The following is a 22,735-nucleotide window of genomic DNA, read 5'->3' as shown; positions in this document are numbered from 1 at the left end:
TTCCTGGAGTCGCCGCAACGGTTTTAACCGTGCTTCTTTTCGAACTCTTTCAGGTATTCGACCAGTGCCTGCACACCCTCAACTGGCATCGCGTTGTAAATCGATGCGCGCATGCCGCCGACAGACTTGTGGCCCTTCAGCTGCAGCAGGTTGCGTTCCTTCGCACCGGCGAGGAATGCGTCGTTCAGGGACTCGTCCCTCAGGAAGAAAGGCACGTTCATACGTGAACGGCAGTCCTTCGCAATCTTGTTACTGTAAAAATCGGTTGCATCGAGATAGTCGTACAGCAATGCCGCCTTAGCAATATTACGCTGCTCCATGGCCGCAACACCACCCTGCCTCTTCAGCCACTGGAATACCAGGCCAGCGATATAGATCGAGTAGGTCGGCGGCGTGTTGTACATCGAATGATTGTCGGCGACCAGTTTCCAGTCGAATGCCGACGGACAGATCGGCAATGCGTGGCCGATGAGGTCTTCGCGTACCACCACCAGGGTCAGGCCTGCCGGCCCGATGTTCTTCTGCGCGCCACCAAAAATCACGCCGTACTTCGACACATCAATAGCCCGCGACAGGATATGCGAGGACATATCCGCAACGAGCGGTGCATTGTTGGTGTCGGCGCTGACGTCGGGCGTGTACTGAAATTCGACGCCATCAATGGTTTCATTGGTGCAGATGTGCACGTACGCCGCATCCTTCGACAGCTTCCAGCTATCTCTTGGCGGAATAGTGGTGAATTTCTGCGCCTCTGACGATGCAGCCACATTGACGTTGCAGTATTTTTGCGCTTCCTTGATCGATTTGGACGACCACGATCCGGTGTTCACGAAGTCGACTACGGAGGGTTGCGACTTGCGGCCGATGAGGTTCAGCGGGACGATCGCGTTTTCGCCAATGCCGCCACCCTGCAGAAACAGAATCTTGTAATTGGCCGGCACGCCGAGCAGTTCGCGGAAATCACGCTCCGCCGCTTCGTAGATGGAAATGAACTCCTTGCCGCGATGGCTCATTTCCATCACGGACATGCCGCTGCCATGCCAGTCGAGCATTTCTTCGGCCGCCTGCTGCAGCACTTCCTGCGGCAGCACCGCAGGACCTGCGGAGAAGTTATAGACCCGCGTCATTCTTCCTCCGTGCCGCCACCGTTTTCTTCTTCCACATCCGTCTCGAGAATACGCTGCAAGCCGCTCAGCTTGGTACCGTCTTCGACGGCGATCAGCGTCACGCCCTGGGTTGCGCGACCCATTTCGCGGATCTCGGAAACGCGGGTGCGAATCAGCACGCCGCCAGTGGTGATCAGCATGATTTCATCGTTCGGCTCGACCAGGGTCGCAGCAACCACCTTGCCGTTGCGTTCGCTGGTCGAGATCGCGATCATGCCCTTGGTGCCGCGGCCATGGCGAGTGTATTCGGTAATCGGCGTACGTTTGCCGAAGCCGTTTTCGGTCGCGGTGAGCACCGACTGCTGCTCATTCTCCGCCACCAGCAGAGCGATAACCTGCTGCCCTTCTTCCAGGCTCATCCCACGCACACCGCGTGCATTGCGGCCCATTGGTCGCACATCGTTCTCATCGAAGCGAACTGCCTTGCCTGAATCAGAGAACAGCATCACATCATGCTTGCCGTCGGTCAGCGCTGCACCGATCAGGAAGTCACCTTCGTCGAGGTCGACTGCAATGATGCCGGCCTTGCGCGGATTGCTGAACTCGGTCAGCGGCGTTTTCTTGACCGTGCCGAGGCTGGTCGACATGAACACGTAACGATCTTCCGGGAAGGTCCGGTTCTCGCCAGACAGCGGTAGAACCACGGTAATCTTTTCGCCATCCTGCAACGGGAACATATTGACGATCGGCTTGCCGCGCGAATTGCGCGAGCCTTGCGGCACTTCCCAGACCTTCAGCCAGTACAATCGCCCACGGTTGGAGAAGCACAGGATGTAATCATGCGTATTGGCAATGAAGAGCTGATCGATCCAGTCGTCTTCTTTCGTCGCCATCGCTTGCTTGCCACGTCCGCCGCGCTTCTGGGCACGGTATTCGGATACCGGCTGCGACTTCATGTAACCGGTATGCGACAGAGTGACCACCATATCCTGCGGCGTGATGAGGTCTTCCGTGCCAAGGTCGGTGGCATTGAGCTCGATCTGCGAACGGCGCACATCCTTGCTGCCTGCGCCGTATTCGTTCATCGCGGCGTTCAGTTCGTCGGTGATGATGGCTGTGACGCGCTCCGGCTTGGACAAAATGTCCAGCAGGTCGGCGATCTGTGCCATCACTTCCTTGTACTCGTTGACGATCTTGTCCTGCTCGAGACCAGTCAGGCGCTGCAAACGCATCTGCAGGATTTCCTGCGCCTGTTCATCGGACAGCTTGTACAGTCCGTCCGACTGGATACCATAGTGCCTAGGGAGATTCTCTGGACGGAATGCCTCGATGCCGCCGGCGTTTTCCGCGCCGGTACGTGCCAGCATTTCACGCACCAGGGACGAGTCCCAGGCGCGCGCCATTAATTCGGACTTCGCAATCGGCGGTGTCGGCGCGGCCTTGATGATGGCAATGAAGTCATCGATGTTGGCCAGGGCAACCGCCAGACCTTCCAGCACATGGCCGCGCTCGCGTGCCTTGCGCAGTTCGAATACGGTCCGGCGCGTGACAACTTCGCGACGATGCGACAGGAAGCATTCGAGCATCTGCTTCAGGTTCAGCAGCTTCGGCTGGCCGTCGACCAGCGCGACCATGTTCATGCCGAAGGTATCCTGCAACTGGGTCTGCTTGTACAGATTGTTGAGAACCACTTCCGGCACTTCACCGCGCTTGAGTTCGATCACTACCCGCATGCCCGACTTGTCGGACTCGTCGCGAATGTCGGAGATACCTTCCAGCTTCTTGTCTCGCACCAGTTCGGCAATGCGTTCAAGCAGAGACTTCTTGTTGACCTGATAGGGTAATTCGTCAACGATGATTGCAGTGCGACTATCCTTGCCGAATTCTTCGAAATGCGTCTTTGCGCGCATGACGACGCGACCACGACCGGTGCGATAGCCATCGCGCACGCCTGACACGCCGTAGATAATGCCGGCGGTCGGGAAATCCGGTGCCGGAATAATCTCGATCAGTTCATCCACCGTGCAGTCGGGGGTGCGCAACACGTGCAACGCGCCGTTGATCACTTCGGTGATATTGTGGGGCGGGATGTTGGTCGCCATGCCGACCGCGATACCGGACGAACCGTTGATCAGCAGGTTGGGAATGCGTGTCGGCAGGACCGACGGCTCCTTTTCCTTGCCGTCGTAGTTAGGGACGAAATCGACCGTCTCCTTTTCGATATCGGCCAGCAGTTCACTGGAAATCTTGTCCAGCCGGCACTCGGTATAACGCATCGCCGCGGCATTGTCGCCATCGACCGAGCCGAAGTTACCCTGCCCGTCGACCAGCGTGTAGCGCAGCGAAAAATCCTGAGCCATACGGACCAGCGTATCGTAGATTGCCTGGTCGCCGTGCGGGTGGTATTTACCCATGACTTCGCCGACCACACGGGCGCACTTGACGTACGGGCGGTTCCAGACGTTGTTGGTCTCGTGCATGGCGAACAGCACGCGGCGGTGCACCGGCTTCAAGCCGTCGCGCACATCCGGAAGCGCACGACCCACGATCACGCTCATTGCGTAATCGAGATAGCTCTTGCGCATCTCTTCTTCAAGGGAAATCGGGATAGTCTCTTTAGCGAATTGATCCATTGGCGAGTTGGCTTTTCTGTGCTGTCGTTGGCTGAGTGTCTCGGAATGGCGCCGCATGAAAACCACGGCGCCAAACATTGGATTTTAGCATGGAGGACGCCTTCCTCTCGCGCGAGGCCCGCTATATGCAAGCCATTTGCGCTAATACAGGACGTTTTGGCAAAAATGTGTTTAAATTAAATGTTGCAGCAAGTTAATTACCTTCGAATACACGGCTTTTCGGCACCTCATGCGTAAAAATACGGCTTTTGCCATCCTACTCAGCGCCTGCGCGGGCAGCGTCTCTGCGCAAGCCTTCTCGGATATCCAGGCAAAGCAGGGAAACAGCGCTTATCTGCAGGACAGCCGTGGCGTGATCGTCCGCAACCCTTTTGGTTTGTGCTGGCGTACCGGCACCTGGACTCCCGCCGATGCGGTCTCCGGTTGCGATGGCGACCTGATACCGCCGGTCGCCAACCCTATCGCACCACCAATTGCCGGCACGGCGCCTGCTGCACCTGCCGCCATACCGGCACCAAAGCCATGCGATTTTTCCGTCACGCTTGGCAGTGATGAGAGTTTTGCGTTTAACAAATCCGTCTTGAGCAGCGCTGCCAAAAAACGCATTGATGGCGAAGTAATGAGCAAACTGGCCAATTGCACCAAGGTCGACATGATTATAGTGAGCGGGCATGCCGACCGCCTCGGTTCGCAGCAGTACAACCAGAAGCTGTCGGAAAAGCGTGCGGATGCGGTAGCGGCTTATCTGAAGAGCAAAGGGATCCGCGCCGAAGTGAAGACGTCCGGCGCCGGAAAAACGCAGCCACTTAAGGCTTGCGATGAAAAATTAACACGTAAGCAACTGATTGACTGCCTTGCCCCTAACCGCCGGGTAGTCATCGAGGCCCGAGGCTTCGCCCAATAACCACAATAACAGGACCCAATCCTGAGCAAAGGCACTAAATCCACATAAAAACGCTACGAATTTTTGATCATCCGTTGCAAAAACCCAACGGGTGGCTAAAATCGCCATACCATTGATTTGGCAACAATCGATGTATTGCGCGCCTATGGCAAAATGTAGTTAACTAAAGATCATTGCAGGTGAACAACCTTGCAAAAAGATGATCTAATAGCATCCGGAAGTTTGGTTTTTCTATTAGTTCTAAAAAAAGTGGTACTTGTTGCGCAGTTAATCTGCGGATATCTCAACCAAGAGGAAAAATATGAATAAATTAGCACTCGTCTTTGCTGCGTCCGCAGTTGTCTCGTTCTCTGCTTCGGCTCAGCAAGACATTCAGGCCAAGACTCCGAACAGCGCCTACCTGCAAGACAGCCGCGGTGTCATCGCTCGTGACCCGTTTGGTCTGTGCTGGCGTACAGGTACCTGGACACCGGCTGATGCCGTTCCAGGTTGCGATGGCGAGATTGCAAAGCCGGCTGCTGCACCTGCTCCGGCACCCGCCCCTGCTCCGGCACCGGCACCTGCTCCGGCACCTGCCCCGACTTCCGAGAAGGTCACTTTTGCTGCTGACACCTTCTTTGACTTCGACAAGGCAGTCCTGAAGCCGGACGGCAAAGCCAAGCTGGACGACCTGTCCTCGAAGCTGCAAGGCATGAACCTCGAAGTTGTGATCGCTGTTGGCCACACTGACTCCGTCGGTTCCGACTCCTACAACCAGAAACTGTCGGTCCGTCGCGCTGAAGCAGTCAAGGCCTATCTGGTTTCCAAGGGCGTCGAAGCTAACCGCGTCTACACCGAAGGCAAGGGCGAGAAGCAACCAGTTGCTGACAACAAGACAGCCGCTGGCCGCGCCAAGAACCGCCGCGTTGAAATCGAAGTTGTCGGTACACGTAACCGCTAATCGATTGACTGCTGGCAAAGCCCCGCTCCGGCGGGGTTTTTTTATGCCTATTCGCCAAGCAAATCCTCCGAAAACTCGCGGTTTAACAGCAAGTGCCCTCCAATCCCGCTATCATTCTGTTTATGAATGCCGATCCTCTAGAACTACAGAAATTCAGCGATCTTGCCCACCGTTGGTGGGATCCGACGTCCGAATTCCGCCCGCTGCACGAAATCAATCCCTTACGTCTTGAATGGATTAACGCTCGCGCATCCCTGGCCGGCAAGACGGTCGTGGATATCGGTTGTGGCGGCGGCATCCTTGCCGAGTCAATGGCTCGCAAAGGCGCCAAGGTCACTGGTATTGACCTCTCGGAAAAAGCCCTCAAGGTCGCTGACCTGCATAGCCTCGAATCCGGAGTACAGGTCCGCTATGAACTGATCTCCGCCGAGGACCTCGCTGCACGCGAGGCCGGCAGTTATGACATTGTCACCTGCATGGAGATGCTGGAACATGTACCTGATCCTGCGGCCGTGGTGAAAGCTTGCGCAACACTCGTTAAACCGGGCGGCCACGTGTTTTTCTCGACCATTAACCGCAATCCCAAAGCCTATCTGTTCGCAGTCATCGGCGCCGAATACGTCCTTCGTCTGCTGCCAAAAGGAACACATGACTACGCCAAGTTTATTACGCCAGCCGAACTGAGCCAATTTGCGCGCAACGCTGGGCTAGTGGTCAACAAGTTCAAGGGCATGGGTTACAACCCGCTGACAAAGATTTATTCACTGAACCAGGATACCGATGTTAATTACCTGGTTGCCTGCACCCGCCCGGCGTGACCGTTTCGCAGCGGCTGCGCACAATGTCTGCACAGCCGCCCGCCCTCCTGCCGGTCCTATCCTCAGACCAAAATTCACGATTTCCCATGCCTCTAACTTTACCTCGCGCCATCTTATTCGACCTTGATGGGACGCTTGCCGACACTGCTCCAGACCTGGCCGGCGCCATGAACCGTGTACGAGCAGCGCGCGGCTTGGCACCGACCCCGTATGAATTGCTGCGTCCTGTCGCCTCCGCCGGAGCACGCGGATTGATTGGCGCATCCTTCGGCCTCAAACCCGAAGACGAGGGATTCGCCGAACTGCGAACCGCCTTTCTGGACACCTATGAAAGCGCAATCGCCATCGATACGCGCCTATTTGACGGCGTCGAACGACTGCTCGATGAAATGCAGACCCGGAATATTGGCTGGGGTATCGTGACCAATAAGGCGGCCCGCTTTACCGATCTGCTGGTGCCGAAAATCGGCCTTGGTCACGCCGGCTGCATCGTTTCGGGCGACACAACACCGCATTCAAAACCCCATCCCGCACCGCTTCTCGAAGCAGCGCGTCGGCTTGGCTTGCCACCGGAGCAATGTTGGTATGTAGGAGACGATCTACGCGACGTTCAGGCCGGTCGCGCTGCAGGCATGCGGACCGTGGCAGCTTCCTGGGGTTATTGTGGCCATGTAGAGCCTGAGACATGGGAAGCAGATGCGATTGCGGCCTCTCCGCTTGAAGTTTGCGATTTAATTCGCACGGCCTCTTGAAATCCCAAAGTGACGCCTCATCTGGTGAGGTACAATAGCAGTACTGTTTTGGGGACGACCTGGTTTCGACAGGGGTTGCAAAGCAGCGCAGGGCATACCGAGGACTGGCTACCTCGTAAATCCAACCGGAAATGCTTAAATGCAAACGATGAATCTTACGCTCTCGCAGCGTAAACCACTAGAAACCTAAGAACTTTCTAGCTCTACACCATCTCTTCCCTGGGGTGGGCTGGCAACAGCAGTAGAGTCATATACAGGGAATCGCGTTGCGTCGGGTCACTTGGCGTAACGTTAAATTTAGGTGACTCGCCTAGACGAAGCGTGTGCGTCCGCGTCGGCTGGGTTAAAACCAATTGGCAGCACTAAGTATGTAGAACTGTCTGTAGAGTGCTTCTGGACGCGGGTTCGATTCCCGCCGTCTCCACCACCAATACGCTAAACCGTTGAGAAATCAGCGGTTTTGTCGTTTCTAGAGGCTCAGTCTGGCTTGGCACGCTGACTGAATACTTCCCAGGTCGTATATTGCATTAATGCCAGATTTCGATCCGTAGCCGCTGGCATTGCAACTTCGTTCACAGACCCGTATTTTTTCTTACGGAATGCGCGAATTTTTGGCGAGATCCTAATTCTCTAGCTGACTAATTAATCTGGTGATTCCCTCGCCATTGAGGCTCTTCCGGCGGCTCTTCTACACTGTGCCCCGATCCACCGGAGCCATGGCAAATGTAAGCGCCGATAATCAATAAGCGTCGCAACTCATCTGGCGTCAACCTCTCGGCAACAGAGGACAACACCTCTGCATACATCATGGCAACCGTTTCAGGTTCGACATTCTTTGTTTCGAGCCGCATCAGCAGGGACATGATTTGATACTGGTCCATAGCCGTCTCCACAAGGACATGCGTCCTTAAGGCTTATCGGATCAAGATTATTCTGTATGGTTCACTACAATCAGAGTGCAATGAAATTGTGCAACTCGGTCCGGTCGGGTGCGTCAACCTGGATAACGCCCTACTCGCACTTTTCAAGCCATTTCTTTCAGCAAAGATGCCTTGATAGACGGACTGCCCGCTACGCTTGGTATGGCTCAGCTCACCTGCAATTCCACCTCCGATACCACTACACAATTCCTTCCCTCATGCTTTGCGCTATAGAGGGCATTATCCGCGCGCGATAAGGTGTGCTCAATGGTTTCGCGGTTCTGGTATTCGGCAACGCCGACGGAGATGGTGACGCTCCGGCCGTCTGTCAATTCAGGAAAACGCATTGCCTCGATACGCTGCCGAATGCGCTCGACAAAAGATTGCGCTTCGCCGGCATTGGTGCCGACCAACAGCAGGAGAAACTCTTCGCCACCGTAACGTCCGAAGCAATCGGTCTTGCGGATATCTTCCTGAATATTCAATGCAACGCGCTTGAGCACCTGGTCACCGGCCGCATGGCCATATGTATCGTTGATGTTCTTGAAGTGGTCGACGTCAATCAGGCACAGGCTGAATGGTGACCCATGCTGGTCGACGCGCGCCTTTTCACGTTCAGCCACGCGAATCAATTCACGTCGGTTGAACACCCCCGTCAACTCATCGCGAATGGCAAGGTCATGGATGATGCTCAATGCCTGGTCCAGGCGCAGGATGGCGTTTGAGTTGACGCGCTCAAATATCAGAAGGAAGACGGCAACGGTCGCGACTAAACTGAGGGTCGAGACCACGCTGAGCAGGCGCATATCGTTAACCACGACCGGCGGGAACAATGCCATAACATCCATCGTATAAATACCAACGATAGCAAGCAGACTGAGCCCGGACCAGATAACGCCTGAACGAGCGCCAGCGCCTGCCGTAGCGATCAGCGGGCACACGGCAAACCAGATTACCGTCGGCGCACCGACTCCACCAAGACGCGAAGTCAGCGCAATCAACAGCAGATATACAACAACATTAAATGCTTCACACGGAATTGCCGTACTGTGCGTCCATTTGAGCAACATGGGAATGGACAAGACGCCGAGCGCCGCAAGAAAGCAGAAACGCGCATTGATGCCATCACCAAGGAAAAGATAGAACGCCCCGTAAAACGGAATGACAATCGCTGCCAGGAGAACAGAGCTCAACAGGTTTTCAGCGTGTGTCGTGGCAGGGGGGCTTTGCCGCAAGTCTGCAGGAATAAAGCGATGAATGATCGGAATCAGTCGCTGGAATACCAACGAAGTATGTAGTTTCATCTTCAGCTCTCTACAGGGACCTTTAACATCGGCCTCTCGAGACGATTAAACATACGGAGCGCCGTGGTGGCTTCCCAATCACCGATATTCCACAACTCGGCAGGCCAAGTCATCTCATCTCATTACGACCTGCTCCGACGCAAGATAGGAGTAGCCATTCAGACACAGACGGCAACTATTACCATCAGTCAACTCTACCGCAACTTATTGAGAAGAGGTAACAAAATGCCAGAATTGTTGAGGCCAAAACTTAAAGTAAGGGAATTACTGTAAGAAATGCAACGCGAGTCGAATTTTACCGGCGTGCTATGTACGATAGAGTACAGAGGGAAATGTTAATGAGCGGTAAAGTAAGCCGCACAGGAGGCTACTTGCTCGATTACTCAACTTCGGACGAAGCGCAACGTGACCGTTTCTTATCTATCCTGGTGACTTCAGCAGACGCCCGGATGGCAGATACGATCGCCGCTATGCTTACTGCATGTGGACATGCGACGTCACAAATTGCGGGGCACGTAGAAGGCTTGCGCGTCATGGATAGTTTTGTGTTTGACGTCCTTGTGATCGCGGTAGATCACGATGGGTCCACGAGCCTAGCGTTTGCCATTGCAGCGAAAGCCAAGTTGCCGGCGATGCGAATAGTCTGGATCAGCCAGAATGTTAGTACGCCGCCTGCGCTGGCAAAATCGGTTGTCGACGCATTTCTCGGTATTCCATTTACCCTCGATCAATTACAGGACTGTTTGCGAGAACGCTTACCGGTGCCACGCCCGTAATAACTTTATGCGTACGCAGCGGTAAGACATTACCTTGGCATTAGCCGACATTACCTGCCGAGCTTACAAATCTACATGCTCGGCCTTGGGAATTTCTACAATCCTAAAGCCAGGTTGTTCCGGATACGAGCGTTGCAACAAGGGTTTGGCGACGTTATAGACAGGGATGTTATTGACGGTTTTCCCCTCCAGGGTGCCGCGGTGGGCGTGTCCATGAAATACCGCTGTTACCGGATAGCGGAGCAAGGGCTCTTCCAGACGGCTTGTGCCGAGGAAGGCATATATTTCAGTCGGCTCACCTTGTACCGTGCCTTCGATCGGTGAGTAATGAAGGATGGCGATGCGTTGACTGGTACGCAGCTTGGCAAGTGCATGCTCGAGCTTTAATACTTCACGGATGGCCTCGTCAACGAATTGCTTGATGATGCTTTCGCCCCAAGGCCCCAGTGCACGACGCCCAAATCCGCCAGCGAAGCCCTTTACTCCTGCAAAGCCGACGCCATGGATTTCACAGGCGTCACCATCGAGTACGCGCACCCCGGCTTCCGACAGGATCCGTTTAACGTCATCCTGCTGCCCCGATTCGAAATCGTGATTACCCAGCACGGCAATCTTGGGAATACGAACAACATCCAGTTCCTGCGCAAGCACGTGTGCTTCGGCAGGCGTGCCGTAATCGGTTAGATCGCCGCACAGCAACAGGATATCGGCGCTTTCATTTGCCTGTGCGAACAGGGGCCGCAACTGACCGCCCGAGGTTTCGGTGCAATGAAGATCACCTACTGCGGCCAGACGCACTTTATCCTGTGATATCACGTTGAACTCCTTCTCTCACTTTAGGGGGCGATCACCTGCTGTCGGTATTCGCTTCGGTAAATTTCACTTCACGTATCGCGAGCAAAAGCCGTACCGGATGCAATGATTTCTGCTGCTTATCTGTCTTTGCTGCTACTAGGCACAGGTTTTGCTGCTATTCATGACAGGCATGTCCATTCATGCATGCCTGCAACGTGGAAGCGCCGGTCATAGCGATGCGGCCCCACATCGATAAAATTTTGTGGAGCATGCCATGCCCGCAGCCTCATTGAGCTCACCGGTAGATGGAATTAATTGCGATCCAACACTTCACTTTTATCGCCATGTCATGCAAACCTTGCGCGATGCGGATATTCCCTTTCTTGTAGGCGGGGCTTATGCATTAAGTTACTACACGGGCATGGTTCGCCCGACGAAAGACCTCGACCTGTTTATTTGCCGTCAGCACTACGAGCGCGTAAGTGATGCGCTTCAGCAAGTTGGCTACACGACCGAACTGCCTTTTCCGCACTGGCTTGGAAAGGTGCGTACCAATGGCGACCTGGTTGATCTCATCTTTAGTTCCGGCAACGGCGTTGCTGAAGTCGACGACGCTTGGCTGGAGCACGCCCCTACAACAGAAGTGCTTGGCGTATCGGTAAAAATTTGTCCGGTCGAGGAAACCATCTGGTCCAAGGCCTTCATCATGGAGCGGGAGCGTTACGACGGTGCAGACGTTGTGCATCTGATCCGTGCCTGTAGCGAGACTATGGACTGGCATCGCTTGCTACGCCGTTTTTCCTTCCATTGGCGGGTATTGCTCAGTCACCTGACGCTGTTTGGCTTCGTGTATCCTGCGGACCGCGATATGATCCCTTCCTGGATCATGATGGAATTGACAGAACGACTGCAGCAGGAAGTACTCGGCAAGCCGTCCATGCAGCCTGTATGCGCAGGGACCTTGCTGTCACGCGAACAGTATCTCGTCGACGTGGAGGAGCAGGGTTATCAGGACGCACGGTTGCATCCGTTCGGCAATATGACGCCGGGGGAAACGTCAATATGGACAGACGCGATCAAGAACAAGCCTTGATGCAGGCCTGAACAGGCATGTATGGACGCCTGCATGCTCAACGAAAGAATTCTTCGTCGGCTTAGGCAGGCAATTCCGTCGTATGTCTTCAATGCTTACTTCGAGCGCTGGCGCTTCTGTGCTTCGGCATTGATCCGCAAAATCAGCAGGTCGTACTCGACACTGGCCTGATACTCTTGCCTCGCCTTCTGATACGACGCTGCAGCAATTTCGATCAGGCTGGCTAATTCGCCGGCCGTCAGACGATCAGACACGGCTGACAGGGACTTTGCGTGCTCTCTCACCATCGTGGTCCACGATGCATCAACGCTGGCTTCGTAACCCTTGATGACCTTCATTATCTCGGCCGGGGACATGGTTTCCTCTTTACAGTTGGGAGTCATGCCATTAAGCCGCGTTCCATAGATAAGTAGCTTGTCTCGCCTCAAGTCGACATCTATTGGTGCTTGAGATTAATCGGGCTCGGAGCGCATGCTGTCGTTGTACGCATATCTTCCGATGAGCTGTGGAAATTTATTTTCCAGGTGGAAGCTTTAAGGCTGCAAGCAGGTTCTAATTTAAATATGAACCAGTAATGTTGAAACTTTCGGCTAACCCGATCATCGCAGGTGAACGGATCGATGAATCGCGTCGCTCTGGAATTTAAACGGAGAAATACCATGTCGAATCTTAAGAGAACTCGTGAAGAAGATGAAAAGAAGGCGCCCAAAGAACGCTCATCGCACGGCGATAACTCGGTTTCGGAAACCCCGAAGGACGTCGCTCCACAAGATGCGGCATCCCGCGATGTGACCGAAAGGCGGCTGCGGTCCGATGACCCGGAAGAGAAGGAACAGGAGCAGCTGGATGATGCGGTCGAGATGACCTTCCCGGCCAGCGATCCGCTTGCCGTGACGGGTGGCGTAACGCGCATCGAAGTACCGAAGCCTTGATGTGCCGGGTGCATGTCCGTTTCCGGTCACATCGCTGCGGACATCACTGCACAGTTCATTACGCAAAGCGGCGTGCACCTGTGCACGCCGCTTTATTGTGAGCACCAGGCAGAGGTATTTTCCGGACCGCTGCATTGTTTACCGCTTATCCAAACTACCACCACGATCCTTTTCAATAAGCCCTGAAGCACGCCGATGACAGCAATCCCGCGAGACAAAAGCATCGAGAATACGCTTGCATTATTGAACGAAGCGTACACCTTCATTCCAAGCCGTTGCGAGCGACTGCAGTCCGATGTTTTTGAGACCCGGCTCATGCTGCAGAAGGTCATTTGCGCCATGGGTGAAGACGCCGCGGCAATGTTTTATCAACCGGATCGTTTCACTCGAAAAATGGCATTGCCGCCGACCACCCTACTCCTGCTGCAGGATCTCGGAAGTGTGCAATTGCTGGACGGCGAAGCACACAGGCGGCGCAAGGAAATGTTCATGTCATTGATGAAGCCGGAACAGATCAGCGGCTTCAGCGCAATCTTCAAGCGCCACTGGCTTGCCCGGATTCCCGCATGGTCAGCGAAAGAGGAGATCGTTTTTCATCAGGAAGTCGAAAAACTGCTTTGCGCCGCAGTGTGCGAATGGGTCGGCGTGCCGCTCACGCAAGCCGCCGTACGTCAGCGCACCAAGGAATTCTCTGCCATGATTGAAGGCGCCGGCGCTGTCGGGCCGCGTAACTGGAGGGGCTTGCTGCGCCGCTCCCGCACTGAGGATTGGGCACGCAGCATCATCAATAACGTACGTGCCGGCTATATGCGCGTTCCACCCGGCACGGCAACCGAAATCATTGCCATGCATCGCGATGCCGATGGCAGGCTGCTCGACACCAAGGTGGCTGCGGTCGAACTCATTAACGTCATGCGTCCCACTGTCGCCGTGGCGCGATATGTCACTTTTGCCGCTCTTGCGCTGCATCGTTATCCGGAATGCCGGCAGAAGCTGATATCAGGCGACAAGAGCTACCTCGAGGGCTTCGTACAGGAAGTGCGTCGCTTCTATCCCTTCTTTCCAGCGGTAGGCGGACGGGCACTAGTCGATTTTGAATGGCGTGGGATGCGCATCGAAAAAGGGACCTGGGTTTTGCTCGATGTGTATGGCACCAACCATGACGAGCGCATCTGGGGTGATCCCTGGAACTTCCGGCCTGAACGCTTCATCGACTGGAAGCACAGCGACTTTTCCCTGATTCCGCAGGGCGGCGGCGATGTCGATTTCGGCCATCGCTGCGCAGGCGAATGGCTCACTGTCCAGACAATGAAGACCGCAGTGCGTCTGCTTGTCACTGCGATGGAATATGAAATTCCTCGGCAGGACCTTCGCATCAACCTTTATCGCATGCCGGCCATCCCTACTAGCCGCCTTGTGATGCGCCAGGTTCACGCGACGGGTGATGCCGTGAGCAGGGAAAGAAGCCTCGATAGACCTGGGGATGTGGCGGTAACTGCGGCGCAGGCACCGTCGCAGTTACAGAAACCGGCGTCGCGCATCTGACCCGGCATTGCACACGCCGGTGCTCACGGCCACGGCATCGGCGTGACATCGCGATATTGTCCTCGATCAGATTCCTCGGACGCCGGCTTCTCTTCCCCTTCACTAAGTTTGGGCCCCAGAATTTCACTCAGCTCGCGATGCGATGCCGCGAAGTCGGATTCCATCAGCGGGAAATTTTTGTTTGGCCAGTTCGCGATTGCCCACTTCGTATATTCTTCAAATCGCTGTAACAGCATCGCTGCATATTTGTCGCATTCCGCCTTGCTTGCCATCTGCATTCTCCTGTGTCATATGGTTTAAGCCGCACATCGCAATATCACCGTCGGCAAAGCGTGAGTCGTGCCGACACTGGTGACTGATTGCCGTTACTCAAGTGACGTAGACCGGCGTGGTTTGTGTGGCGCATGCATTTCCTGCAAATTAGACGAAGCCCTTATGTGATGGTTCGACATTGCCTGTGGTTACCGTTAACGAACCAATCGTTACGCACGTCGAAACACGGTTGTCCGTCGCGGTGCGTGTTAAGCAGAACTATCCTTTTCTGCCGCCATCATACAAAAAGAATCTTGCCGGCGCCGCTTCTGATGTACGCCAATCTTAGAGGCAAGGAACATAAACAAGGAGGGTTACATGGCACCAGAAACCAAACATTTGCTGGATGAAGCAGACGTCGGCAGCGGTGAAAAGACGCCCGGTCAACGTGACGTCGAACGCGACGAAATGCGCCTGAGCGACGGGCAGCCGACACCGGGGCGGATGCTGCAAAGCGGCACGCACCTGGCGCGCATCCTGGCCGTCAAGCAACCGGACGATACCTATGAGGCACAGGTTTATGTACGTCTGACACGCGAACCGGAGGTCGCCGAAACCTATATCCCCGCCGGCATTTTCGCGACGGAAGACGAGGCGTGGAAAGCCGCCGAAGAACGCGCCAATCGCGCATTCACCGAAAACGAATTCTGACCTACCACGTCCCTGGCCCGTTTCTGCTGCGGGCTTCCCGGTTTTCTCACTCTGCAGGTACTTTCAAGCCTTGAGAGTACCTGCAGAGTGAGAAAACGCACTTCCTGCGCCCTTGCCCCAACTCTTCCCGACCTCCGGGATAGCCTCGAAGGTGCGCTTGTGGTATTGTCAATTGTAAAAATATAAACCGTACCTGCCGAATGGATCGGACAGGCTTTAGTGCTCGGGGATACATCGCCCGGCCATGACTACAGCGTTTGCAGAGACCGCATGAACCGTGGCATTGACCAGGCAGAGTCGACTAACCATGCTGACCCAACAGCAACTACACGCAAACCTCTTTCTCTTCCAGAGGTCAGCCGGGGCATGCTGCCGGTCATACTGTGGCCGGCAATCTCCCTGTTACTGGCCACCTTATTATGGGTCACGACAGCGATCACGCTCACCGATGAGCGGCGCGAGGCCGAGATCAGCGCGCTGGCTGAAGCAAAGGCACTGTCACAAACTTATTCCGAATATATTGCCCGCGCAGTCGAGCAAATTGATCAGCTGACGCTGCTGATCAGATATCAGTGGGAGCGTTCCCGCCAGTCCTTACGTCTGGAAGACCTCAGCAGCCAGGGTGCTTTCCCGATGGCGCACTATGCGCTGACGACAGTCATCAACGCGGAAGGTCGGCCCGTTACCGCAAACCGGCCCATGGGATCGGTCTTGATGCAGTTCAATGACCGTGACTACTTTGTCTACCATCGCGACAATCCATCCCGCGCCTTGCGTATCGGGACGCCGATTGTCGGCCGTGTCTCGCAGGTTCCGGTGATCCAGTTCACCCGACGACTGGAACGTGAAGACGGCAGTTTTGATGGCGTCGTCCTGGTATCGGTCACGCCCGGGTATCTCACCGGATTCTTTGACGGTTCACGCCTTGGGCGGCTTGGCATGCTGGCCGTGGTTGACGCGGATAGCATAATGCTGGCATACAAGATCGGCACGTCCATATCCGAGGATGAATCCTATGCTTCCAGTAACGCCCTGCGCGGCATACCTCCCTTCAGTGCGTCTCAACAGAATGGCAGCCTGATCGGACCAGAATGGTTTCCCGATAAGCGTCCGCGCTATGCGGCGATGATACCGGTTGCCGGTTACCCGCTGATTGGCGTGGCAGGGATCGCCCAGGAAGAATATTTGCTCTCTTACGCGCAGACTCGCCGCAACATCCTGCAAGCGGCGATTGTCGCCAGCGTGATACTGCTGCTGTTCAGTGCACTTGGAAGCGCGTGGTCCTTCCGGCGCGTGCGCCACAAGCAGCAACAGCTTGAAGTTCAAGAAACGTACCGGCTCGCCACAGAAGGGGGCAACGAAGGGTTTTACATGCTGCGTGCCATACGTGACCGCGCCGGCAACGTGGTCGATTTCGAAGTGGTCGATTGCAACGAGCGTGGTGCATGGTTTTATGGGTCGTGCCGCGAACAGTTTGTCGGCGCACGCTTGTCCCAGCTGAATGGACCGGCCTATTTCCCGGTAGTCATGGAGCTATACCGGAGCGCGTTGCAGTCCGGCTTCTATGAAGACGAAGCGAAGATCCCGCCGGGCAGCCCCATCGTCGTCGAGTGGGTACACCGGCGGCTGGTGCGCTCGGGTGCGGGACTAGCAATAACCTTCAGGGATATTTCGCACATCAAGGCGCATGAGCGTGAACTATCGCGCATGGCCAATGAAGACGCCCTCACCTTCCTTCCCAATCGGAACTGGCTCAAGCATCACCTTCCCGGCATGCTTGACGTTGCACGGCAATCGGGCAGCGCGCTTGCACTCATGTTCGTCGACCTCGACAACTTCAAGAACGTCAACGATTCGCATGGACATTCGGCCGGAGACGAACTGCTGCGCTCCGCTGCCGAGCGGCTCAAATCGCTGGTACGCCCAGGCGACCATGTCGTGCGCCTGGGCGGAGATGAATTCACTGTGATCCTGCACCCTGTCGAACACCAGGATGAAATAGCCATCGCCGCGACAAGGATTTCTCAGGCCTTCCATCATCCATTCGACCTCGTGCACGGCAAACATGCGATCGGCGCTTCGATTGGCATCAGTATTTTCCCGCGCGACGGTTATGACGCGGAGGCTTTGCTGAAGAATGCAGACATTGCGATGTATCAGGCAAAGTCCGACGGCAAGGGCCATTTCCGCTATTACGAGCAAAGCCTGGCCGAGCGGCTCAAAGCACGCCTCGACATGGAGCGTTCCCTGCAGCTGGCGCTAAGCCAGAATCAATTCGTTCTGCATTATCAGCCGCGGGTCGATACGCTGACCGGTGAGTTGCGTTCACTCGAAGCACTGGTACGCTGGAAGCATCCTGACCTTGGGCTGGTGCCGCCGCTGGAATTTATCCCGCTGGCGGAAGAAACAGGCATGATCCTGCGACTCGGTGAACTGGTTCTGGAAGAAGCCTGCGCGCAGATCTCCCGCTGGAAAGCCATGTCCTTGAAGCTGGTTCCGGTGTCGATCAATGTCTCGCCTTACCAGTTCAATCACGGCGATATTCATCATACGGTGACCGCCTGCCTGCAAAGGCATCGCGTCGAACCGGGTCTGGTTGAAATCGAGATCACCGAATCATCGATGATGGGCGAACATGCCGAGGTTTCCGCCGAGATGACTGCCCTGCGCGCAATGGGGGTCAAGCTGCTGGTGGATGATTTTGGCACAGGTTTTTCATCGCTGTCCCAGTTGCAACGGCTGGAAATGGATGGGTTGAAGGTCGACCGTGCGTTTACTTCCGAACTCGTCAAGAAACCGGAAGGAGAAGTCTTCTTCCGCGCCATCATGTCCATGGCCCATGCACTAGGCATGAGCGTAGTCGCCGAAGGTGTCGAAACCGAAGAGCAGCTGCAGGCCCTGCGCGCCATGGCGTGTGACGAAGTTCAGGGGTATTTCATTTCCCATCCGGTTCCGGCTGCCGACGCGCAGGCCCTGCTGCAACGGCGTTTTCTGCTGTCTTCGCATGACGAGGCAGCGCTTACGGCAACATAAAGCTCGCTGCCTGGTTTGATTCATTTGTCGATCTGATCGGATTCGTTTCCCTTCGATAAAGAGTGCATAAGTGATGGCCTTGACCGGCATCCATAATGGATTGCCCTCGATCTCGAGATATGTTGCCGTCCGGGCGTTGGTTTTGGCCGCGTCCGTTGCACTTGCTGCCTGTTCAACCCTTGGGCAGACGGATGAAGCACAGATACGCGGCATGTTGCAGGATAAGGGCGTCACCGTCTTCGCGGCCGGCGCGGAACTTGTGGTCGCTTCGCACGATCACGACTATGAGCGCTTTGCCCCGCAGGATGCCGATGGCAATCGCAATGAAGCGACTGGCATCCGGCAGTTTGTTGTCGGTACCGGCGGAGCAACGCTGACGCCATTACTTTTTCGAAAGTTTCATAGCGAGTCAAGCAACAACACAAGCTTTGGCGTGTTGTTGCTGCATCTGAAAAGGTCTGGCTATGAATGGGAATTCCTGCCGGCGGATAAAGACGGTTTCAGCGATCGCGGTGCAGCGCTTTGCCATTAGGAATGGAGCCTGGGATTGCAACGCATGCCGGGTAACGCATTACCGGAACGAACAGAACGAAGAGAGCCGACATGAGCAAACACACGACAGAATCGATGCGCCTGTTTTTTGCGCTGTGGCCGGATGATGCGACCCGGACCTCGCTGATGCAATTGCAAGCCCCGATGCAGGGCCGCAAGGTGCCTTACAACAATCTTCATCTCACGCTGGCCTTTCTTGGACAACAGCCGATTGCTGTATTGCCGCAATTGAAGAACATGCTTGCCCACCTGTCGCCGACAGAATTTATCCTGACGCTGGATAAGGTCGGTTATTTTCCACGTAACCGGATTGCCTGGGTAGGGCCGCATCAAACGCCGGATGGCCTGATGTCGCTTTACCAGACCCTGTGCGCTGCACTAGCGGAAAGCGGGATCGTATTTACGCCGCCCTCATCATTCAAAGCGCATGTGACGCTGGCTCGGGATGCATCGCTGCCGGCGGACATGGTATTTGATCCGATTACCTGGCACGCGGATGAGGTGGCGCTCGTGCAGTCGATTACCGGACCCGGCGGATCCGAGTATCGGGTGCTTGCGTCACGTACTTTGACCGATGCCGTGAGGGTACCGGGGGAAGTGATCGGGGAGCAAATGAGCGGCGCGCCTTTGCGCTAATCAGCACTCACGCAGCCTGCGCGTCCCTCGCACCCGCAGCAGCGTCGGCTGCCAGTTTTTTCAATACCTGTGCTGCGGCCACCAGGCCGAAACTCGCCGTCACCACCATCGCCGATCCGAAACCGGCGCAATTCAATCCGGTGATGCCAGCCCGGTCATCGCCATTATCCACGGCGTCGATCTCGCAGGCTTCACCCGCTTCAGGAAACCGCAACGGTTCCGTGGAGAACACCGCATCGATGCCAAACTTGTTCTTGGTTCCTCGCGGGAACCCATACTCTTGGCGCAGACGCTTGCGCACCTTTGCCAGCAAGGGCTCTTGTTCGGTACGGCAGAGGTCACGGATTTCGATGCGCGTCGGGTCGATCTGCCCGCCAGCGCCGCCGATGGTGATCAGCGGAATCTTCTTTGCGCGGCAATAAGCGATCAACGCGGTCTTTGCCTTGACGCTGTCGATCGCGTCAATAACGTAGTCATAGCCGCTCGTACCGATCAGCTGGTCGAGGTTGTCGGGATCGATAAAATCTTCGATCTCGGTAACTTTGCAATACGGGTTGATCTGCGTAATACGCGCGGCCAGTGCACTCACCTTGGCCATGCCAAGGGTGTCGGTCAGCGCATGGATCTGGCGGTTGATGTTGGACTCGGCGACATTATCCAGATCGATCATGGTGATATGCCCGATGGCGCTTCTTGCCAGTGCTTCAACAATCCAGGAGCCGACGCCGCCTACGCCTACCACGCATACATGCGCATCGCGAAAACGGGCTAGCGCCGCATCACCATACAGGCGCGCAATGCCGCCGAACCGGCGATCGAAGTCGATGTCGTTATCAATATGCCCAGACGGCTGAGGAAAAGAAATAATTGCGTTCATCCCGTTATTTTAACGCGAGGCAACCACGGAAATTTTCCTCTAGAATGATTTTTCCTGCCTTCAGCATCACGCCCATATCACTTCAACACGACGTCACCCTCATTCCCTTACCTCTTTGTCAGTGCTTCCCTCACTTTCCCTTATCAAACTGATTCTGGTGTCGCTGACAGCCCACATTGCGTTGGCCGGCGCGCGCATCACCACCTCACTGTATGCCCTGTCATTGCACGCATCGGCGCTGACGGTAGGCATCCTGATTGCCTTGTTTTCATTATTTCCGATGCTGTTGGCGGTGCCGATGGGTCGCATCATCGACAGGATCGGTATCGTCAGGCCCGTGGTGCTGGGCGCGGCGGCGATGACGCTTGGTTGCATGTTGCCGGGCCTGATCAGTGGGCTCCCGGTTCTATACCTCGCGACGCTGTTAATCGGTACCGGTTTCATGGTGATCCAGGTCGCGGCCCAGCATACGGTAGGAGCCATGAGCAGCAATGAAACGCGCTCCACCAATTTCAGCTGGCTGGCGCTGGGCTTTTCGATTTCCGGTTTCTGCGGACCTGTGGTGGCCGGTCTTGTCATCGACCACGTGAGCTTCCGGATCAGCTTTATGGTCTTCTGCCTGTTTGCCCTCGGCGCATTCGGTATCGGCCTGTTCGGCAGACTTGGACGGATTCATACACCGATCCCTGTCACCACGGACGATCGGCACGTCGGCAGCATACTGGACCTGCTGCGCGAACCCGAGATGCGGCGCATCTATCTGATCGGCACCCTGCTTTCCTCGGCGTGGGACCTGTTCACCTTCGTGCTGCCGATTCATGGGACGCATTCCGGCTTTTCCGCATCGACCATCGGACTCATCCTCGGATGCTTTTCCGTCGCGACCTTTGTGGTTCGCCTTGCCATGCCATGGATTGCACGCCATCGCAGCGAGTGGCAGGTGCTGACCTTCGCGCTGGCCCTGGCGGCGGTCTGCTATGCCTTGTTCCCCTTTACGTACCAACCGCTGTCGATGATGATCGTCGCTGCCATTCTTGGCCTGGCAGTAGGCGCCAGTCAGCCGAACATGCTGGCGCTGCTGCATCATGCCTCACCGCCCGGGCGCGCCGCGGAAGCAGTCGGGATCAGGGTCATGATCGGCAATGCGTGTCAGGTTGCGTTGCCACTGGCGTTTGGTGGCGCCGGTGCGGCGCTGGGACTGACCGTGGTGTTCTGGAGCATGAGCGCGATGATTGGTGCCGGCGTGCCGCTGGCGTGGCGCAAATGCCAAAGCCGTTGAGGTTTCGGGAGAACATTGATTTAGAACAATGAAACTTCGGGTCACGGCGTTATCTTCGATAGTGGTGATCACTGCGTGTACGACGACGCAACCGGGAAGAACCCCCTGGATCGGCGATAATAAATAGACCATATCGGCGCCGCTCCCCAGCACCTTGGCTGCGTCGTAGAGTGATACACCCTTACAGGAAACATGATGTCGATAGCAGATCTGCGTAAAGATTACAGCCGTGCCAGCCTGACCGAACAGGATGTGCATCCGGACCCGATACAACAATTTTCAAAGTGGTTTAGCGAAGCCATTGCCGCCGAGGTGCCGGAAGCGAATGCCATGTCGGTATCGACGGCAGGCGCGAATGGTCGACCGTCGTCGCGCATCCTGCTGATCAAGGACATCGATGCGCGCGGATTCACGTTCTTTACCAATTACGATAGCCGCAAGGGAAGTGAATTAGAGCAAAACAAGTACGCCGCACTGTTGTTTTACTGGATAGAACTGGAGCGGCAGGTCCGCATTGAAGGCCGCGTCGAGCGCATCTCCGCCGCCGAAAGTGATGCCTACTTCCAGAGCCGTCCGTTAAAGAGCCGACTCGGCGCAATCGCGTCGTCGCAGAGCCAGCCGATCGCCAGCCGCGAAGCGATGGAACAGCGCTTCGCGCAGATCGAGCAAGAGGTTGGGGAGCGGCCTGTCCGCCCTGCCCACTGGGGTGGCTACAGGCTGGTTCCGGACTACATTGAATTTTGGCAGGGTCGTCCGTCGCGATTCCACGACCGGATCGCGTATCGCTTGCAAGCAGACGGTACCTGGCAACGGCAAAGGCTGCAGCCGTAGCAGTCCGTACAAGCAGCTACCACGTCGACATCGCATCACCGATTAA

At 55.8% G+C, this 22,735-nt stretch carries 22 protein-coding genes and 1 other RNA gene; 15 read left to right on the top strand and 8 right to left on the bottom strand.

The features are described 5' to 3' along the window. Positions 1-23: 23 nt before the first annotated feature. Positions 24-1,127: a 3-phosphoserine/phosphohydroxythreonine transaminase gene (serC, locus tag ACFQUU_RS19125; protein ID WP_382249713.1), complete on the bottom strand. Its 1,104-nt coding sequence runs from the start codon at positions 1,125-1,127 to the stop codon at positions 24-26. After that, positions 1,124-3,739, bottom strand: a complete 2,616-nt coding sequence (gene gyrA / locus ACFQUU_RS19120; RefSeq protein WP_382249712.1) for a DNA gyrase subunit A — start codon at positions 3,737-3,739, stop codon at positions 1,124-1,126. The genes serC and gyrA overlap by 4 nt, the downstream gene beginning before the upstream one ends. Before the next feature lie 229 nt (positions 3,740-3,968). Here gyrA and ACFQUU_RS19115 point away from each other — a divergent pair, with 229 nt between their 5' ends. The 5 genes from ACFQUU_RS19115 to ssrA all read left to right on the top strand — a co-directional run bounded on the left by ACFQUU_RS19115 (position 3,969) and on the right by ssrA (position 7,580). After that, a complete protein-coding gene (locus ACFQUU_RS19115) occupies positions 3,969-4,643 on the top strand; it encodes an OmpA family protein (RefSeq protein ID WP_382249711.1) in 675 nt (224 codons plus the stop codon). A 301-nt stretch (positions 4,644-4,944) separates the two neighbouring features. Continuing rightward, complete coding sequence (gene ompA / locus ACFQUU_RS19110; RefSeq protein WP_382249710.1) at positions 4,945-5,583, top strand: outer membrane protein OmpA; 639 nt, start codon at positions 4,945-4,947, stop codon at positions 5,581-5,583. 122 nt (positions 5,584-5,705) lie between these two features. Next, positions 5,706-6,401, top strand: a complete 696-nt coding sequence (gene ubiG / locus ACFQUU_RS19105; protein WP_382249709.1) for a bifunctional 2-polyprenyl-6-hydroxyphenol methylase/3-demethylubiquinol 3-O-methyltransferase UbiG — start codon at positions 5,706-5,708, stop codon at positions 6,399-6,401. A gap of 86 nt (positions 6,402-6,487) precedes the next feature. Next, positions 6,488-7,153 carry an HAD family hydrolase gene (locus ACFQUU_RS19100; protein WP_382249708.1) on the top strand — a complete coding sequence of 222 codons (666 nt, stop codon included), beginning with the start codon at positions 6,488-6,490 and terminating at the stop codon, positions 7,151-7,153. Between the two features lie 50 nt (positions 7,154-7,203). Next, positions 7,204-7,580, top strand: a transfer-messenger RNA (tmRNA) gene (gene ssrA, locus ACFQUU_RS19095). A gap of 211 nt (positions 7,581-7,791) precedes the next feature. Here ssrA and ACFQUU_RS19090 read toward each other — a convergent pair. Together ACFQUU_RS19090 and ACFQUU_RS19085 are read right to left on the bottom strand one after the other, a co-directional pair. Then, entirely contained in the window at positions 7,792-8,034 is a 243-nt protein-coding gene (locus ACFQUU_RS19090) for a hypothetical protein (RefSeq protein WP_382249707.1), read from the bottom strand. A gap of 206 nt (positions 8,035-8,240) precedes the next feature. Then, a complete protein-coding gene (locus ACFQUU_RS19085) occupies positions 8,241-9,377 on the bottom strand; it encodes a GGDEF domain-containing protein (protein ID WP_382249706.1) in 1,137 nt (378 codons plus the stop codon). Between the two features lie 338 nt (positions 9,378-9,715). Here ACFQUU_RS19085 and ACFQUU_RS19080 point away from each other — a divergent pair, with 338 nt between their 5' ends. Continuing rightward, positions 9,716-10,153, top strand: coding sequence for a hypothetical protein (locus tag ACFQUU_RS19080; protein WP_382249705.1), 438 nt, complete (start codon positions 9,716-9,718; stop codon positions 10,151-10,153). A gap of 63 nt (positions 10,154-10,216) precedes the next feature. On the opposite strand, the gene ACFQUU_RS19075 is transcribed toward ACFQUU_RS19080, so the two are convergent. Further along, entirely contained in the window at positions 10,217-10,969 is a 753-nt protein-coding gene (locus tag ACFQUU_RS19075; RefSeq protein WP_382249704.1) for a metallophosphoesterase, read from the bottom strand. Positions 10,970-11,222: 253 nt separating this feature from the next. Between ACFQUU_RS19075 and ACFQUU_RS19070 the strand changes: the two genes are divergently transcribed. Then, positions 11,223-12,041 (top strand): nucleotidyltransferase, encoded by an 819-nt coding sequence (locus ACFQUU_RS19070; RefSeq protein WP_382249703.1) that lies wholly within the window; start codon positions 11,223-11,225, stop codon positions 12,039-12,041. Between the two features lie 95 nt (positions 12,042-12,136). Here the strand turns inward: ACFQUU_RS19070 and ACFQUU_RS19065 are convergent, their stop codons facing one another. Further along, the gene (locus ACFQUU_RS19065; protein ID WP_382249702.1) at positions 12,137-12,424 is read right to left on the bottom strand and encodes a hypothetical protein; all 288 of its coding nucleotides are present in this window, start codon (positions 12,422-12,424) and stop codon (positions 12,137-12,139) included. A 276-nt stretch (positions 12,425-12,700) separates the two neighbouring features. On the opposite strand from ACFQUU_RS19065, the gene ACFQUU_RS19060 reads away from it, so the two are divergent. Continuing rightward, positions 12,701-12,973, top strand: a complete 273-nt coding sequence (locus tag ACFQUU_RS19060; protein ID WP_382249701.1) for a hypothetical protein — start codon at positions 12,701-12,703, stop codon at positions 12,971-12,973. A 195-nt stretch (positions 12,974-13,168) separates the two neighbouring features. Beyond that, positions 13,169-14,518: a cytochrome P450 gene (locus ACFQUU_RS19055; RefSeq protein WP_382249700.1), complete on the top strand. Its 1,350-nt coding sequence runs from the start codon at positions 13,169-13,171 to the stop codon at positions 14,516-14,518. Positions 14,519-14,541: 23 nt separating this feature from the next. Here ACFQUU_RS19055 and ACFQUU_RS19050 read toward each other — a convergent pair whose 3' ends face one another. Next, positions 14,542-14,790: a hypothetical protein gene (locus ACFQUU_RS19050; protein ID WP_382249699.1), complete on the bottom strand. Its 249-nt coding sequence runs from the start codon at positions 14,788-14,790 to the stop codon at positions 14,542-14,544. Positions 14,791-15,148: 358 nt separating this feature from the next. Here ACFQUU_RS19050 and ACFQUU_RS19045 point away from each other — a divergent pair, with 358 nt between their 5' ends. From ACFQUU_RS19045 to thpR, 4 genes are all read left to right on the top strand, one after another. Further along, complete coding sequence (locus ACFQUU_RS19045) at positions 15,149-15,481, top strand: hypothetical protein (RefSeq protein ID WP_382249698.1); 333 nt, start codon at positions 15,149-15,151, stop codon at positions 15,479-15,481. A 270-nt stretch (positions 15,482-15,751) separates the two neighbouring features. Continuing rightward, on the top strand, positions 15,752-18,514 hold the full coding sequence (locus ACFQUU_RS19040; RefSeq protein WP_382249697.1) for an EAL domain-containing protein: 2,763 nt from the start codon (positions 15,752-15,754) through the stop codon (positions 18,512-18,514). Positions 18,515-18,584: 70 nt separating this feature from the next. Beyond that, entirely contained in the window at positions 18,585-19,046 is a 462-nt protein-coding gene (locus tag ACFQUU_RS19035) for a hypothetical protein (protein WP_382249696.1), read from the top strand. Between the two features lie 71 nt (positions 19,047-19,117). Then, positions 19,118-19,702 (top strand): RNA 2',3'-cyclic phosphodiesterase, encoded by a 585-nt coding sequence (gene thpR, locus ACFQUU_RS19030; protein ID WP_382249695.1) that lies wholly within the window; start codon positions 19,118-19,120, stop codon positions 19,700-19,702. 7 nt (positions 19,703-19,709) lie between these two features. Here the strand turns inward: thpR and tcdA are convergent, their stop codons facing one another. Next, on the bottom strand, positions 19,710-20,579 hold the full coding sequence (tcdA, locus tag ACFQUU_RS19025; protein WP_382249694.1) for a tRNA cyclic N6-threonylcarbamoyladenosine(37) synthase TcdA: 870 nt from the start codon (positions 20,577-20,579) through the stop codon (positions 19,710-19,712). A gap of 121 nt (positions 20,580-20,700) precedes the next feature. Between tcdA and ACFQUU_RS19020 the strand changes: the two genes are divergently transcribed. Continuing rightward, on the top strand, positions 20,701-21,858 hold the full coding sequence (locus tag ACFQUU_RS19020) for an MFS transporter (protein ID WP_382249760.1): 1,158 nt from the start codon (positions 20,701-20,703) through the stop codon (positions 21,856-21,858). A 195-nt stretch (positions 21,859-22,053) separates the two neighbouring features. After that, positions 22,054-22,689 (top strand): pyridoxamine 5'-phosphate oxidase, encoded by a 636-nt coding sequence (gene pdxH, locus ACFQUU_RS19015; RefSeq protein ID WP_382249759.1) that lies wholly within the window; start codon positions 22,054-22,056, stop codon positions 22,687-22,689. Positions 22,690-22,735: the final 46 nt, after the last annotated feature.

Origin of the sequence: Herbaspirillum sp. GCM10030257 (assembly GCF_042666555.1) — a bacterium.
In the GTDB taxonomy this organism is placed as follows: domain Bacteria; phylum Pseudomonadota; class Gammaproteobacteria; order Burkholderiales; family Burkholderiaceae_D; genus Noviherbaspirillum.
Note: the sequence above shows the minus strand (reverse complement) of the source record. Positions and strands in the feature narration are given on the sequence as shown.